The organism is Rhizobium sp. 3T7, assembly GCF_020166565.1.
Classification (GTDB): Bacteria; Pseudomonadota; Alphaproteobacteria; order Rhizobiales; family Rhizobiaceae; genus Rhizobium.
The window spans coordinates 57,208-71,909 of sequence record NZ_JAIQXS010000015.1 but is presented as its reverse complement, the minus strand read 5'-3'; the positions used below and the strand labels follow the sequence as shown (position 1 = coordinate 71,909).

Sequence of the window (14,702 nt, the reverse complement as noted above, 5' to 3'; positions counted from 1 at the left end):
GGGCCATCTCGAGCGAGCCTCCACCACACGCGAGCGGGACCATGTGGCACTTGCTCCATAACGCCGCAAATTGGCCTGATGGATCGCTTCCTGGGCCTTTTAGCTTACCCTTGCAGTCTCCTGAGAAGCACGCCAAGTCGCTCTTCCGATGGGCAATCCTCAAGGTCCGAGCGAGCTGGGATGCCACCGCCTCCTCGGTTCCTCACCTCGCTCGGGCTGTAGCCGAATGCTCGCTTGAACGCACGGCCAAACTCTGCGCCGTCGCTGAACCCCCGCTCTTCGGCGATCTGGAATATGAGGCGCCGATCATTGGGGTCGGTCAACGCGGCGTAGGCACTGAGCAGTCGACGGTGCTGAATGTAGTGCATTACCCCACCGAAGGGCTCGAACAGGTTGTAGAGCCGCGTGCGCGAGATGCCGAGTTCCCGCCGCACCAACTCACTCCCGAGTTGGGGGTCGAGCAACCGGCTGTGCACCAGTTGGCGTGCCCTTTCGAGGAGCACGTTGGCAATCGGTCCTTCGGCCGCCTCGATATGGTCCGCAGATGGCTGCACGCAGGCAAGGATCATTGCGCGTGTGGCTGCCGCTAGCCCGGGCAGATCGGCTTGAGCGAGCATCGGCAGGCGATTGGCGACGTCAACCAGATAATCCGAAAACAGCCGCCCCATGCCTGTCCCAAGCGTCGAAAACTCCGCCGAGCCGAGTGTGGCCGATGTCTCGAGGGAAAGATCACGCGGCACAAACAGCATGAGCATCTCGCTCCTATCAACGACGCCGTCGAAGGAGCGGCCGAGTGAGTGGATCTGAACCTCACCCGGACCCGCGGTAAACGCGGTTTTTACCGCATCAGTGCGGGTCTGTCCGGACAGCAGGACGGTCATCGTCCAGTGATCGACGGGATCGCGCCGAACATGTCCCGGCAGGCTCGAAAACGCGAGGCGGTCCGTACTGATTTCGGCAAGGACAAGACTGCCGAGATCCCAAAGCTTTTGCCGACCGCTGAAATTTGCAGTCATGGGGTCGATATCAGAAAGTTCGAGCATGGGCGCGAAACTGTTGTGCCATGTTGCAAACTGATCGGCTCGCGGCAGGCCGGCGGTCGAAAATTCAAAGGAAGGCAAGGACGATGCCCTCCCGTCTACTGAGATTGCCTCAACGGCCCCGCAATCCAGGCCCGCAAAGCTCTCGCGGTCCGGCACGCGCTCGGGTAACCTGGCATGGTTCGTGACGCCTTCCATCATCTTCACGTCATCTGTTTTTTGGCCATAGGCAAGGCGGTGCAGTTATCTGTGGCTCGCCCAGCAGACATAGTGCGGCCGTGATCGCCGCCTGCCACGCCCGACATAGTGCGAAAGCGTTCCCGGCAGGCAGTGCCCTCGGATGTCGCGGAACTGTGCGGAATGCCACCGCTCGAAATGGAGAGGATCCTTTGGAGCGTGATGCTGTGCGCCGGGTATGCCGCGATGGAAAGGCTGCTTGGATCGACAGAAAAAAATGTGCAGTTCATTCGTACTTTCCTCTTGGGCCCAGGAGCGAGGCAGCGCGACGTCTGAATGATGCAAGCGAACTGATTTCTGCGGTTCAGGGGGACAACCGTTCACACGGCGGATGCGGAATCTCCAGCGCTTGTTTCGGTATATCTCGGCAAGCTGCCTGGGCACTCGTTGTTCCTCCCAGTCGCAATTTAGCCCTTTCGACCAATTTCCTCAACCGTCAGATGCACGATCGGTCAACGAGGTCGCTATACGGTGGTCTTAGTGTCGTTCTGTACCCTGTACACCGTCCTTGGCTGCTGAGCCTGCTTCACGACCCGCGATCGGCGTCAGCCTTGGAACTGCCCGAGAGCAGCGTTGCAATCCACATTCCAGACGGCGTACCGGCGCAATACACAATGAACGCGATAAGGATGGGCACGCCGATGAAGGCACCCGAAATGCCCCACATGAAGCTCCAGAAAAACACCGAAAAAATTACGGAAAATGGGGATATTGCCAGCGACGCCCCGGTCAATCGGGGCTCCAGATAGCTGCCGATGATGAATTGGATAAAGTTGAGGCTGGCGAAAATGACGACCGCCGTTTGCCATGCTTCGAATTGGGCGATGGCAAACAGCGTCGGAAGCGCGGTTGCGACAAAGGGCCCGAGAAAAGGGATGTAGTTGAGCGCGAACGCGATCGCTCCCCAGGCTGCGGCAAGTTCTAGCCCCGCAGCCAGCGCAAAGAGCCAGACCACCAACCCGGTGAGGATACTCGCGAAGGTGCGAACGATCATGAAGCGGCGCAATTTTGCGCCAAGCACTCGATTGGCCGCCAAGATGCGCATTCCGTAAGGTTGTGCTGCGGGGGCGACGAGACGCGCATTGAAGTCTTCCACTTCGAGCAGGCCTAGCATGATGAAGATGAAGACCAGAACCGCGAAACCGGCAAAGCTGTTTAACCGCCCAGCCATTCCCTGGACAAAACCAACCAGCCAGGCAACATCGAAGCGGTCGGCCAAGGGACCCGCGACTGCCAGGCCGTGCTCTTCCAGCCAGTTTGTCCAGTCAACATAAACAGCCTGGAAACGGTCGGCATTGACGAAGAGCCATTGCGCGAGCTTACCAAACCCCCAGGCAATCGATGACCCGATGACGACAATGGCGACCATGGTGACGCTCAGCGTGATCAGGAGTGCAAGAAGCTTTGGAAGAAAGCGCTGCAACGCGGCCTGACACGGCCAGACGAGCGCGATGACAAACAAGGAAAAGATGAGCGGCGCGAAGATCGATTGCGCGACATAAAGCAAAGCAAGCACAAGGATACCGGTTGCAACTGAACCGATCATGCGATTGCCGCCTGCTTCCTGCATACTTGCCCCTGGAATGGTGTTCTATCTTCCAGCCTCCGTCAGAACTGACGGGGAGTGGCATCGCGTGAGAATTCCCCAGGCCGGGCCCATCATTTTGGCGCGCACCCGCCGGCCTTCTGGCCAAATGCGCGCACTGCCCGACATGCTTGATCATTGTAAACTAGCTGGCAGCGGCCGCCTTTTGCAATGCGTCGCGCAAGACCTGCTCTTTTGTTTCATCGAGAGAGGTCTTGAGCACGACGCCGCCAAAGGCTGATATCTCCTTCAAGACCTTGTCCGCTGTCATCTCCTGGATCAGCACGAACAAGGCGGCCTTGCCCGGATCAAGATTGGCGGCGAGCTCCTTCATGAAAGCATCGTTGATACCAACGTCGGTCAGAGCGCCGCCGATGGCGCCGGATGCCGTGCCCACCGCCACACCCAGAAGCGGATTGAGAAATAGAACACCGATCAGCAAACCCCAAAAGCTGCCCGATGCTGCGCCGGCAACCGTGGTGTTGACCAGCTGATTGAGTTTGATCTTGCCGCTGTCGTTCTTCGTCGCGATGACGGCATCCCCGACCTTGATCAGGTATTCCTTCTGCATCTCGAACAAACGTTGACGCACGTCCTCGGCTTTGGCTTCACTCGGATAAACAATTGCAATCAAAGTAGACATGATCAATTCTCCTTTACTGGATGTGCTTGCACCAAATCGGAAACGCCGGTCATTCCCCCCCAATGCTTCACCGACACGACGCCTTCCCGCCATGCGCGGGAAGTTGAAAAACGTGAGATGGAGTCAATGGGATAAACCCATCTTTTACGATCGCACGCGGCACTTCGCGTGCTTGATGCAGCCAAGCTTATCGATGACAAAAAATGCAACCCGGCTGAAACGGTATCGCCAAGATGTCGTGGCCGCGAAAAAATGCCCCTTTCATTCGTCGATCCATCTGTCTCGGTGGTCAACGCGAAAGGTAGAAGTCCTGGGTAAGAACTCAAGTGATGATGCTCCCTTAAATGCCCTGCTCAGCTTGCGCAGTCCTTCCGAACCCGAGGAGGCGGTACTGCGCTCCGACTATAGAGCGGTTCAAGAAGCGAAGTGATCAGCATAAAATCCCGCAACCATGCCCGCAGTCCAGATTTGGCAGTCTCTCGTGGAAGGGAACCCGATTTGTGCGAGATTGAAACGCCGCCGGTTTGTCACCTGAACGACACGCAACTCTGATTTGAGCAAGGACACCCGGAATTCATCTACAACGCCCGCTGCTCATCGCTTAGAACCTTGAAGTGGATCGCCTCATGCGTGCAGCCGCAGGAGTGATCTTAATCGATTGTCTTCGTTGTTCGACAGATTGAACAGCTTGCCAGAGAATTAAACTGGGCCATGTCGTCAATGCGGTTGTCCGTCATCGTGATCATGTTATTGGCGCTTGTCGGCTGTGGTGGGCCACGCGCGGTTCTTGGCCTTCCCATTGCATCATCATCGGGATCGGAACCACGGGCAACCATTCCGATCTATGTCGCGACCACGCGCGCGCGATCCGACGATCTTTCCCTGCCTTATTCCGCTGAGCGGTCGCAGACGCTGAATTTTGCGAAACTCGATATTGGAATTCCAAGGAACCACGTTCCTGGCCGCGTCGAGACAAGCGGGCGGGTTCCCGATCCCAGCCGGCATTTTTCGGCACGAACCTACCAACCGGTCGCCGGGCGACAAGAGTTCACCCGGAAGCTGAACACCGCGCTGGCCCAGCGCGCGCCCGAAGATCGCGAGATCTTCATCTTCGTCCACGGTTACAACAACAATTTCGCAGACAGCGTCTTCCGCAATGCTCAGATCACCTACGACTACAACATCAAGTCGGTCTCGCTGCATTACGCCTGGCCATCCGGAGCCTCTATCCCTCTTTACGTCTTCGACCGCGACAGTGCCCTGATCGGTCGGCGAGGACTTGCCGAGACAATCGAGATCGCGGCGGAGACCAACGCCACGAGAATAGTCGTGGTCGGCCATTCGATGGGCGCCTACGTCGTCACCGAAGCCTTGCGCGATCTGGCCCTGAGAGGACACACCAGCATCCTGAAGCGTTTGGGTGGCGTCGTTCTTGCCGCACCTGATATCGACGTCGACGTCTTCCTGAGCCAGCTTGACGATATTGGCGATATCCCGCGACCGTTCACAATCATTGTTTCGCAGCGCGACCGCGCACTCGGGTTTTCCCGGCGACTGGCGGGCGGCCACCCCCGTGTCGGCAGCGGCTCCGAGGTCGCTATCCTTCAGAAGAGAGAGATCGCAGTCATCGATGTCTCCAATATCGATGGCGGTCGCCACAACGTCTTTGCGAGCTCACCGACACTGATGGAGATCGTCAACAACGATGCCCTGATGCGCAGCGTTGTTAGAGAGGACCAGGGGCCGGTCGGCCAGACAATGCTCGCTAACGGCGCATCGGTGGTAGAGGGTGCCGCATCCCTGGTGATCTTTCTCCCAAGCCGTGTTCTGAGTGGGCTCGCGCAGGCCTCCGCAGGACAATAGCGGAGATACGGGAGGGCAAGCGACGAAGTCTGGATTTCGCCTTGTCGACGGGGCGCATTTGCTGGCGATCAGGCTGACAGAAGCCGTATCGGGGCTAGAGCGGAAGAATGGAGTAGGGTAAGTGAGAGCGCACAGCTTTGCCCGTTGCTGTTTTAGAAACAACACACCAAGCGCGCCTCGCAATGCTCTGGTGTATAGCCCGCTCGTGCGAATTGGCCGGACGGCGGTTGCATGTTCGTCACCCGTCAGCGCGGGCAGGCGGCGATGTAGCGCCGACCGTTGCGATCCTGGAACTCGCATTGTCCCGGACGACCGGCCACGTTACCGATCACAGCACCGGAGGCTCCCCCGATCGCAGCGCCAACGGCCGCGCCACGCACGTTATTCGTCACGGCGCCACCAACCACCGCACCCGTTGCGGCACCTATACCGGCACCCTGCTGTGTCGGCGTGCAACTTGCAAGCGCCAGACCCGCCAGCGAACACATCAGCAATCTCTTCATCACTCGCCCCTTTGTGAGGTTCATCTAGCACCGAAGATCGCGGCATCAGCCTAAATGCGTCATTCGGACTATAGTGTCGCGGAAGAGTGTCTGTGATCGGCACAGAATCCCAAAACCAAGCTTTGAGTTCAAATCTCTTGGACGATCACAGCGCTAAACCAGTCAGCCGCCAGCATGAACCTGCTTTTTGTCGCAGGCGACCTGCTGCAGCCGGAACGAGCAAAGCTCAGGCCTTCCTGGATGAGCGTCACCGCAAGAGGCGGCGTGATGCGCGCCGGCTCAGAGGCGTGAAAATAGCCAAGGCTCGGACAAAACTGCCAGTGGCTCAACGATGGCGCCTACTTACGGCCCGTCACTGCCGGGCTGTAGACCAGAAGGCTCAGGATCTCGAACAGCACCTGAGCGCCCGCCTGCGCGGTGTTGGTGGTGCTGTCATACTGCGGGGCGACCTCGACGACATCGCCGCCGACGAAGTTGAGACCCTTCAGACCGCGCAAGAGTTCCAGTGCCTCCCGGGTGGTCAGGCCGCCGATCTCGGGCGTTCCGGTGCCGGGCGCAAAGACCGGATCGAGACTGTCAATATCGAAGGACAGGTAGGTGGGGCCATCGCCGACGATCTGCCGCGCTTTCGCGATGATTGCGGGGATGCCCATCCCGTTGATTTCCTCGGCATGGATGACCGTCATCCCGGATTCGTAGGAGAACTCCCAGAGATATTCGGAAGGACCTCTAATTCCGATCTGGATCGTACGGGTCGGATCGAGAACGCCGTCGAGCACAGCGTTGCGCATCGGACCGCCGTGATGGAATTTGGTCTGGTCGAATGGACCACCGGTATCACAATGGGCGTCGATATGGATCAGACCGACGGGCTCTTTGGCGCCGACCGCTTTGAGGATTGGATGGGTTATGGAGTGGTCGCCGCCGATGGAGAGCGGAATGACACCGGCCTCTACGATCTTTCGGATCGCCACCTCGATATTGTCGTGGCATTGCTCCAGGCGGTAGCGACTGCCAAACGGAATATCACCGATATCGGCTGCCCTGAGATCGTAGGCCGGAGCACAGTCGAGGGCGTGATTGTAGGGGCCGATCCGCTCGATGCTGCGCACGGCCCTCGGTCCAAATCGCGAGCCCGGCCGATTGCTGACGCCGAGATCCATCGGGATGCCGACTGCCGCAACTTGCAGGTCGCCGAAATCGGGCGTGGCGAAATTGACCTCCTTGTAGGGCAAGCCTGCGAAGGTCGAAATGCCGGAATAGGGCGCGGCACGGGTGCCGCCCCTGAAGATTTTTTCGGCCACGCGCCGGAAGCGCGGGTCGAAGAACTCCGCGCTGTCTGCAAACTTCTTCCGCAGATCCTCTAGATGCTTCTTCAACTCCGCCATCGTCCTGTCCTTCATCCCAAATTGCTCGACAATATCACTGACAGGTGCAGCTCTTCTCGTGAAGGGCGGCACCTGATCGGCTGCTCTCAAGACCGTGGCGAGAGGTGCTCGTGGATGGCCAGCCACTCACCGGTTGGCTGCTTCTCGAAAACGATGGTCTCGCGCTCGATGCTCGTCGAGGGTTCGCCGTTGAAGCTTAGGTCGGTCTCGACGGAATGGGTGAATATGGCGATGGGGCCGGCGATCTGAATATCTCTGTCGCTCGAGCGGCAAGCGCTGACGCGAAAGCCGTCGCGCGTCTCCCAGAGGGCCCATTCGGCCTCGTACTCGGCGCGCGTGGCGAGCCGGCGGTCAAGATTGTGAAATATGAAGGTGGCGTTGGGCGCGAATGCCGAGAAATAGCTGTCGCGATCGTGCCGGCCAAAGGCCTCGACGAGGCGGTCTGCCGCCGCAAGCACGGCATATTGCTGATGTTCCATCCCTTATGTTCCCTGTTATTGAGTTTTTGGGCTGCTGATCAAAACGGCAAGCGGCCTGTTCTGCCGCGCCACACGCTCCTTGAGTAGCTCAAGTGTCATCGCTTCATCTTTGACGAACTCAAGGAACATCATGTTGAGATTGTTAAAGACCATCTGGCCCACTGCCGCCGCGTCGATCCCCGGCATGACGGCACCGCGAAGCTGCAGTTTCTGGACCAGCATCGAAACCTGATCGCAAAGACGCCCGTCGAATTCGGTGTATCGGCGACTGAACGGGCTTTCTGGCTGTTGGATGGACGTCGCCATGGCAGTGCGCCACATCTCCTTGCTCAGATAGACCAGCGAGTGATCGAAATATTGATCGATAAGCACCTGGAGTGCTTCCAATGTCGTTGGCGGTGGATTTTCGACGATTGCCTTGCCCGATTCCAGGACCTCTTCAACTTCCATGGACACCGTGGCGACGAGAATGTCTCCCTTGTTTTCATAGTAGTTGTAGAACGTGCCGACCGATACCTCCGCGCGCTCTGCTATGTCCTCGATCCGAGCACTGTCATAGCCAACCTCGCGAAACAGGCTCGCCGCCGCCTCCAATATGCGACGATTGCGATCGGCTTTCTGCTTGGCGCGCAGTCCCGTCATGTCTCACTCTCTCAAATAATGAATGCCCTCAAAAATCATATTGACTTAAAAAATGAACTCATTCAATCTTTTTTCATGAAGACGCCGGAACGAGCGTCACCGACCAGAGGGCAACATCATGACTGATTTCATTGAAGGCATATCTGCGCGCAGATTTTGGACCTCCGCCGCGACATTGGCGCTTGCTGCCGCGACTGCTGCACTTACTTCTGCGCCAGTCCAGGCGCAGGAAGAGTTGAACGCGCTTGTCTGGTGCGACCACACCGATCCGGCATTGATTGAACCTTTCGAGAAGGCGAACAACGTCAAGGTCAACTTGAAGGAATACGAGGGCACCGGTGCCGGGCTCTCCATCATCGATCAGTCGCGTCCGGGAGATTGGGACGTTCTTGTTATCGATGGCGTCGACGTGCAGCGCGCTGTCGACAAGGACCTCCTTGCGGAGATGCCAGCCGATGCGCTCCCGAACGCGGATATCTTCCCGGAAGTGCGCATGGAGGCCAACAATACACGCGACGGCAAGACCTACGCCGTCACCGAGAAGTTCGGGTACAATACCGTTTCCTACGACAAGACGAAGGTCGATCCGGCCGACATGAAGGACATGTCGAAGCTCTGGTCGGAGAAATACAAGGGCCGAATCGCCGTCTATGACTACTATCTGCCGATGATCGGTTTGACCGGGATCGATCTCGGCAAAGCGACGGCAAGCCTGACGGATGCCGATCTGCCGGCGATCAAGGACAAACTGTTCGCTCTTAAGGCCAACGCGAAGCAGGTCAGCGACGTTGTCTCGTCGCAGACGGCGCTTGCGACAGGTGAGGTCGATATTGTCTTCGGCGGCGGGGAATGGCTGACGGCTGGACTGGTGAAGGACAAGCCGAACCTCGACTGGACCATTCCGGAACAGGGCGCAGTGCGCTGGGCGCAATCGATCGGCGTGATGAAGGATTCCACGAAAAAGGATCTTGCTTTGAAGTTCGTGCAATACATCGTCAGCCCCGAAGGGCAGGCGCGGCTTGCGACGTCTTCCTGCTACTGGGCGATGCCGGCGAACGCCAAGGCCGGCGAGCATCTGACCGGCGAACAGAAGACCGCTTTGCGCTGGAACGAGCAGGCTGACTATCTCAAGCGCACGCAACTTTATCCGATCCCAAGCGCGGAACTGGATGCGAAGATGCAGGACGCCTGGACCGAGATGCTGCAGAACTGACGGCTTCGTCTCTTCCGTCATGCCATCATCACATCCCTCTCCCCTCATTGTCGGGAGAGGGCATTCGGAGGCTTGTCCGTGGCTGCTTTTCCTCTTGAAGATGCCGAACGCCGCAAAGGCTGGGGTTTTGTGGCTCCAGCCCTTGTCTGGACGATCGTCTTCTTCGTCGCCCCCTTTCTCTTCATGGCGGCCATGAGCCTGTGGGCGCAGCAGGGCGGATCGATCGTCCGCGTCTGGAACTTTGGCAACTACATCGCCTTCTTCGAGAAGGACGCGCTGTTCCGCGGGCTGACGAATTCGTTGGAAATTACCGCCATCGTGACGGTTCTCTCGATCCTGCTTGCCTATCCTCTGGCCTGGATCATCGCCGAGCAGGTGCCGCAAAAATATCAACGAACGGTGTTGATTCTTGCGATCCTGCCGTTCTGGACCTCCTACGTCGTTCGATCCTATTCCTGGTTGCTCGTGCTGTCGCGCAATGGCGTAATCAATCAGACACTGATGAATATGGGCGTCATCAGCGAGCCGCTTGAGCTCGCCAGCAACCGCACGGCAACGGTGATCGGCTTTGTCCATTTCTTCGTCATGCTTCTGACCCTGACGATTTATGCCAATCTTGTGCAGCTCTCGCCGAACTATCGCCGCGCGGCAGCCGACCTCGGAGCGAATGCTTTTCAGACCTTCTGGCATGTCATTCTGCCGCTGACCATGCCGGGGATCATGACAGGTGCGTTCCTCACCTTCGTGCTGTGCATCGGTGACTATGTCACGCCGCAGATTCTCGGAGGCAACAATGAGCTTGTCCTGCCGCAGATCATCATGCTGCAGCTCGGCCGACGCGCGGATTTCCCGATGGCCGCAGCGCTTTCGATCATCCTCATGCTCGCGGTTACCGCCGCCTACGTCGCCTGCGCGCGCTGGCTGAAGATCGAGAGGACGTAATGACGCGCGATAGGCTCACAAACATCGCCACCAGCGTCTACGCCGTCGTGATCTTCGGCTTCATCTTCCTGCCGGTTATTGTGCTGGTGCTGTTTTCCTTCCAGGATGGACGCCTGCCAGTGCCGCCGTTCAATGGGTTTTCCCTGCAATGGTATGAAGCCGTCTTCGCCGATCGCAAGCTGATGTCCGCGCTGCTGCACTCCTTCCTGGTGGCAACGTTATCGTCTCTCGTTGCCTGCCTTCTCGGATTTCTGGCTGCCTATGGGCTTGCGCGCTTCAAGCTGCCGGGCTCGGCTTGGCAACGCGGACTGCTCATCGCGCCGATGACGGTCAGCTACCTTATCATCGCACTTGGGCTCCTGACCGTCCTCAACGTGCTGGGCATCGGTCTTTCGCTCTGGACCGTGGGCATCGGCCACGTCGTGATCAATCTGCCGCTCTGCTTTGCGATCATCTATTCGTCGATGGGCGACCACCATATCAACATCGAGCGCGCAGCACGCGATCTCGGCGCCAGCGACCTCAAGGTCATGGCTCTCGTGACCGCGCCAATGCTGCTGCCGTCGCTGCTCGCCTCTTTCTTCCTGTCGATGACGTTCAGCTGGGATGAGTTCATCATCGCTTTCTTGCTGTCGCGCTTCGACGTGACGCTGCCTGTCGAGATCTGGAGCCTGCTTCGCTCCGGTCTCAATCCCAAGACCAATGCCATCGGGTCACTGGTGTTTCTCGTTTCGGTCGCTTTGCTGATCGTGTTGGAACTGTTCCTGTTTGGAAGGACAAAGAAATCATGACCGCGCCGGTTTCAATCGAGAACGCGACGAAGACCTTCGGCAGCTTTACCGCACTGGACGACGTTTCCCTCGACATCAATGCGGGCGAATTCATCGTCCTGCTCGGCCCCTCCGGCTGCGGCAAGACCACGCTCCTGTCCATCCTCGGAGGCTTCCTGTCGCCGACCAGAGGGCGGATTGCGATCGGCGGCAAGGAAATGACCAACGTGCCGCCGGCAAAGCGTCCGACCACGACGATGTTTCAGGACTACGCGCTTTTCCCGCATATGAAGCTCAAAGACAATGTCGGATTCGGCCTCAGAATGCGCGGTGTCGGCAAGGCGGAGCGCGAGGAGCGCGCGAAGGGATTCCTTGACCTTGTGGGCCTCAAGTCTTCGGCGGACAAGAAGCCGCACGAGCTATCGGGTGGTCAGCGCCAGCGCGTGGCGCTCGCCCGGGCGCTGGCTGTCGATCCCGACGTGCTGCTGCTCGATGAACCGCTCGGCGCGCTGGATCTCAAGCTTCGCCGACAGATGCAGGACGAGTTGAAAGCAATCCAGAAACGCGTCGGCACAACCTTCGTTCACGTCACCCACGATCAGGAAGAGGCAATGGCCATCGCCGACCGGATCGTAGTGATGAATCAGGGGAAAATCGAAGACTTTGGCCCACCGTCCGAAATCTACATGCACCCCCGCTCACTCTTTGCAGCCGGCTTCATGGGTGAGGTGAACTTCGTTGCCGGCACGATCAGAGATGTTGATAGCACGCAAGCAATCGTCGAGACGACGCTGGGGAAGGTCGCATTGCCGAAAGCCTGCTTTACGGCAGGCTTGCCGTCCGTCGGGCAGGCGACGACGCTTTGCATCAGGCCAGAACATTTCCGCCGGGCCGGCGAGGGGGGTGGCCCTGTCACTGCGCTGGGCCAGGCCACGGTTGCCGGCAGCGCCTTCTTCGGAACGCATTATCGCTGCCATCTAACGCCCGCCGGCGCTCCGGAAACGAGCATCGTCGCGCACATGCCGCAATCGGCGGCGGTGATAGCAGGCCAAGCGGTCACGCTCGCTGTCAATGTCAGCGATATCGTAGCCTTGCCGTCGAAACAGGCATAGACTGAGACCATGGAACGTGTCGCCCCGGACAAATGGTACGAAGTGAAACGGCTGGCGGACGATGTCACCCTTATTTCCGAGCCCTTCATCCAGGAATTCTACCGATGCAACATCTGGCACGTTCGCGGGCGCGATCGCGATATGCTTGTTGACAGCGGTATGGGCGTCGTGTCGCTGCGCGAATGGGTGCCTCTCGTCACCGAGCGCGATCTGATCGCGGTCGCGAGCCACACCCACTTCGACCATATCGGCTGCCATCACGAGTTCGAGCGCCGGGCGGTCCACTCAGCGGAGGCCGATCTGCTCGCCGATCCGACGCGGGCGAACACCCTCGCCGACCCCTACGTCACCGACAGCATCTTCGACGCGCTGCCGCCGGAACCCTACTGCTCGAAATGTTACAGCGTGAAGAAAGCGCCGGCGACGCGCATCCTGGAGAACGGGGACATAATCGATCTCGGCGACCGGTCCTTCGAGGTCATCCATACGCCCGGCCACTCGCCGGGCGGCATCGCTCTTTGGGAAGCGAAGACGGAGACGCTTCTTTCCGGTGATATCCTTTATGACGGGCCGCTGATCGAGGACGCCTACCATTCCAACGCTGCCGATTATCTCGCCTCGATGGAGCGGCTTTTGACCATGCCGGCCCGCGTCGTGCATGGCGGGCATTTTCCAAGCTTCAGCGGCGAGCGATACCGCCAGTTGATCACGGATTGGCTGAACGAAAAACAGAAGAAGATCTGACGGGAGTGACGATATGCTCGACAAGCGCAAATTCTACATCAATGGTGAGTGGGTAGCGCCGCTGACAGCGAATGATCTCGAAGTCATCAATCCGGCTACCGAAAAGCCGGTTGCGGCGATTTCGATGGGTACGGCCGCCGATATCGACCGTGCGGTAGCGGCTGCGAAGAAGGCGTTTGCGACCTACAGCCGGACAAGCGCCGAGGAACGCCTGGCGCTGCTCGAAAGGCTGCTTGAGATCTACAAGCGCCGCTACGAGGAGATGGCGCAGACGATCACACTCGAGCTCGGTGCGCCGATCACCATGAGCCGCGAACAGCAGGCCGACGTCGGCGTCGGTCACCTGCAGGGTTTCATCGATGCCCTGAAGCGCCTGAAGATGCGCGACACGCTGCCGAACGGCGACGTGCTGCTGCGCGAGCCGATCGGCGTCTGTGGGCTGATCACCCCCTGGAACTGGCCAATCAACCAGATTGCACTGAAGGTGGTTCCGGCACTTGCGACAGGCTCGACCTGTGTGCTTAAGCCTTCGGAGTTTACACCGCTCAATGCCATGCTCTACGCAGAAATGATCCATGAGGCCGGTTTCCCGGCTGGCACCTTCAACCTCGTGAACGGCGACGGCGCCAATGTCGGCGCCGCGCTTTCGAGGCACAGGGACGTCGATATGATGTCCTTCACCGGCTCGACACGCGCCGGCATTGCCGTCAGCAAGGACGCGGCCGACACAGTCAAACGCGTAACCTTGGAGCTTGGCGGCAAGTCTCCCAACATTGTCTTCGAGGACGCCGATCTCGAGGACCGCATCACGGGAAGCGTCCTTGAATGCTTCAACAATTCCGGCCAATCCTGCGATGCGCCGACCCGCCTCCTCGTTCAGAGATCGGTCTACGATAAGGTCGTCGAGATTGCCAAGCGCGTCGGCAGCGAAGCCAAGGTCGGCAATCCCGAAGAAGAAGGTGGCCACATCGGCCCGCTTGTCAGCGATGTCCAATTCGGTCGCGTGCAGGCACTGATCGAGGCGGGTATTGCCGAGGGTGCACGCGTTCTCGTCGGCGGAGCCGGCAAGCCCGAAGGCTTTGAGAAAGGCTACTTCGTCAAGCCGACCATCTTCGCCGATGTCAACAATGACATGCGGATCGCTCGTGAGGAGGTATTCGGGCCAGTGCTGGCCATCCTGCCATTCGACGCGGAAGAGGAGGCAATCACGATCGCCAACGATACCAGCTATGGACTGGCTGCCTATGTTCAGAGCGGTGACCCTGCTCGCGCCGAGCGCGTAGCGACAAGATTGCGCGCCGGAATGGTCCACATCAACGGCGCCCCGCATCGCTATGGAAGCCCGTTCGGCGGCTACAAGCAATCGGGCAACGGGCGAGAAGGCGGAATGTTCGGACTGGAGGATTTTATGGAAGTGAAGACACTCCACCGTCCCGATGCTGCCTGATCGAAGTGTATCGGCGGAAACCGGAAGAGGTGTCGCCGACACCAGAGAACGGCAATGGTTCAAGTCTTTCCCGAGACGCTTGTCCTTCAGCAAT

14 protein-coding genes are annotated in these 14,702 nt (G+C 58.9%); 7 read left to right on the top strand and 7 right to left on the bottom strand.

The genetic code is table 11. The annotated features are described in order from the left end of the window. Nucleotides 1–104: 104 nt before the first annotated feature. The 3 genes from K9B32_RS19980 to K9B32_RS19970 form a co-directional block, all read right to left on the bottom strand. The gene (locus K9B32_RS19980) at nucleotides 105–1,016 is read right to left on the bottom strand and encodes a helix-turn-helix domain-containing protein (protein WP_224565303.1); all 912 of its coding nucleotides are present in this window, start codon (nucleotides 1,014–1,016) and stop codon (nucleotides 105–107) included. Nucleotides 1,017–1,803: 787 nt separating this feature from the next. Then, nucleotides 1,804–2,823, bottom strand: coding sequence for an AI-2E family transporter (locus K9B32_RS19975; RefSeq protein WP_224565301.1), 1,020 nt, complete (start codon nucleotides 2,821–2,823; stop codon nucleotides 1,804–1,806). Nucleotides 2,824–3,007: 184 nt separating this feature from the next. Further along, a complete protein-coding gene (locus K9B32_RS19970; RefSeq protein WP_224565409.1) occupies nucleotides 3,008–3,505 on the bottom strand; it encodes a DUF1269 domain-containing protein in 498 nt (165 codons plus the stop codon). Between the two features lie 711 nt (nucleotides 3,506–4,216). Here K9B32_RS19970 and K9B32_RS19965 point away from each other — a divergent pair. Next, the gene (locus tag K9B32_RS19965) at nucleotides 4,217–5,368 is read left to right on the top strand and encodes an alpha/beta hydrolase (RefSeq protein ID WP_224565299.1); all 1,152 of its coding nucleotides are present in this window, start codon (nucleotides 4,217–4,219) and stop codon (nucleotides 5,366–5,368) included. Between the two features lie 245 nt (nucleotides 5,369–5,613). Here K9B32_RS19965 and K9B32_RS19960 read toward each other — a convergent pair whose 3' ends face one another. The 4 genes from K9B32_RS19960 to K9B32_RS19945 all read right to left on the bottom strand — a co-directional run bounded on the left by K9B32_RS19960 (nucleotide 5,614) and on the right by K9B32_RS19945 (nucleotide 8,380). Next, on the bottom strand, nucleotides 5,614–5,871 hold the full coding sequence (locus K9B32_RS19960) for a glycine zipper domain-containing protein (RefSeq protein WP_007801507.1): 258 nt from the start codon (nucleotides 5,869–5,871) through the stop codon (nucleotides 5,614–5,616). Nucleotides 5,872–6,209: 338 nt separating this feature from the next. Next, nucleotides 6,210–7,259, bottom strand: coding sequence for an agmatinase (speB, locus tag K9B32_RS19955; RefSeq protein WP_224565297.1), 1,050 nt, complete (start codon nucleotides 7,257–7,259; stop codon nucleotides 6,210–6,212). An 86-nt stretch (nucleotides 7,260–7,345) separates the two neighbouring features. Further along, nucleotides 7,346–7,738, bottom strand: a complete 393-nt coding sequence (locus K9B32_RS19950) for a YybH family protein (protein WP_007801511.1) — start codon at nucleotides 7,736–7,738, stop codon at nucleotides 7,346–7,348. A 15-nt stretch (nucleotides 7,739–7,753) separates the two neighbouring features. Then, complete coding sequence (locus tag K9B32_RS19945; protein ID WP_224565295.1) at nucleotides 7,754–8,380, bottom strand: TetR/AcrR family transcriptional regulator; 627 nt, start codon at nucleotides 8,378–8,380, stop codon at nucleotides 7,754–7,756. Nucleotides 8,381–8,498: 118 nt separating this feature from the next. Here K9B32_RS19945 and K9B32_RS19940 point away from each other — a divergent pair, with 118 nt between their 5' ends. The 6 genes from K9B32_RS19940 (at nucleotide 8,499) to K9B32_RS19910 (ending at nucleotide 14,608) form a co-directional block, all read left to right on the top strand. Beyond that, a complete protein-coding gene (locus tag K9B32_RS19940; protein ID WP_224565293.1) occupies nucleotides 8,499–9,593 on the top strand; it encodes a spermidine/putrescine ABC transporter substrate-binding protein in 1,095 nt (364 codons plus the stop codon). A gap of 78 nt (nucleotides 9,594–9,671) precedes the next feature. Then, complete coding sequence (locus K9B32_RS19935) at nucleotides 9,672–10,535, top strand: ABC transporter permease (protein WP_224565291.1); 864 nt, start codon at nucleotides 9,672–9,674, stop codon at nucleotides 10,533–10,535. Beyond that, nucleotides 10,535–11,326, top strand: a complete 792-nt coding sequence (locus K9B32_RS19930; protein WP_224565289.1) for an ABC transporter permease — start codon at nucleotides 10,535–10,537, stop codon at nucleotides 11,324–11,326. The genes K9B32_RS19935 and K9B32_RS19930 overlap by 1 nt, the downstream gene beginning before the upstream one ends. Further along, nucleotides 11,323–12,417: an ABC transporter ATP-binding protein gene (locus K9B32_RS29140; RefSeq protein WP_411969728.1), complete on the top strand. Its 1,095-nt coding sequence runs from the start codon at nucleotides 11,323–11,325 to the stop codon at nucleotides 12,415–12,417. Before K9B32_RS19930 ends, K9B32_RS29140 begins: the two co-directional genes overlap by 4 nt. Nucleotides 12,418–12,426: 9 nt before the next feature. Further along, entirely contained in the window at nucleotides 12,427–13,161 is a 735-nt protein-coding gene (locus tag K9B32_RS19915) for an MBL fold metallo-hydrolase (RefSeq protein WP_224565287.1), read from the top strand. Nucleotides 13,162–13,174: 13 nt separating this feature from the next. Next, nucleotides 13,175–14,608 (top strand): aldehyde dehydrogenase family protein, encoded by a 1,434-nt coding sequence (locus K9B32_RS19910; RefSeq protein ID WP_224565285.1) that lies wholly within the window; start codon nucleotides 13,175–13,177, stop codon nucleotides 14,606–14,608. The last annotated feature ends 94 nt before the right edge of the window (nucleotides 14,609–14,702 follow it).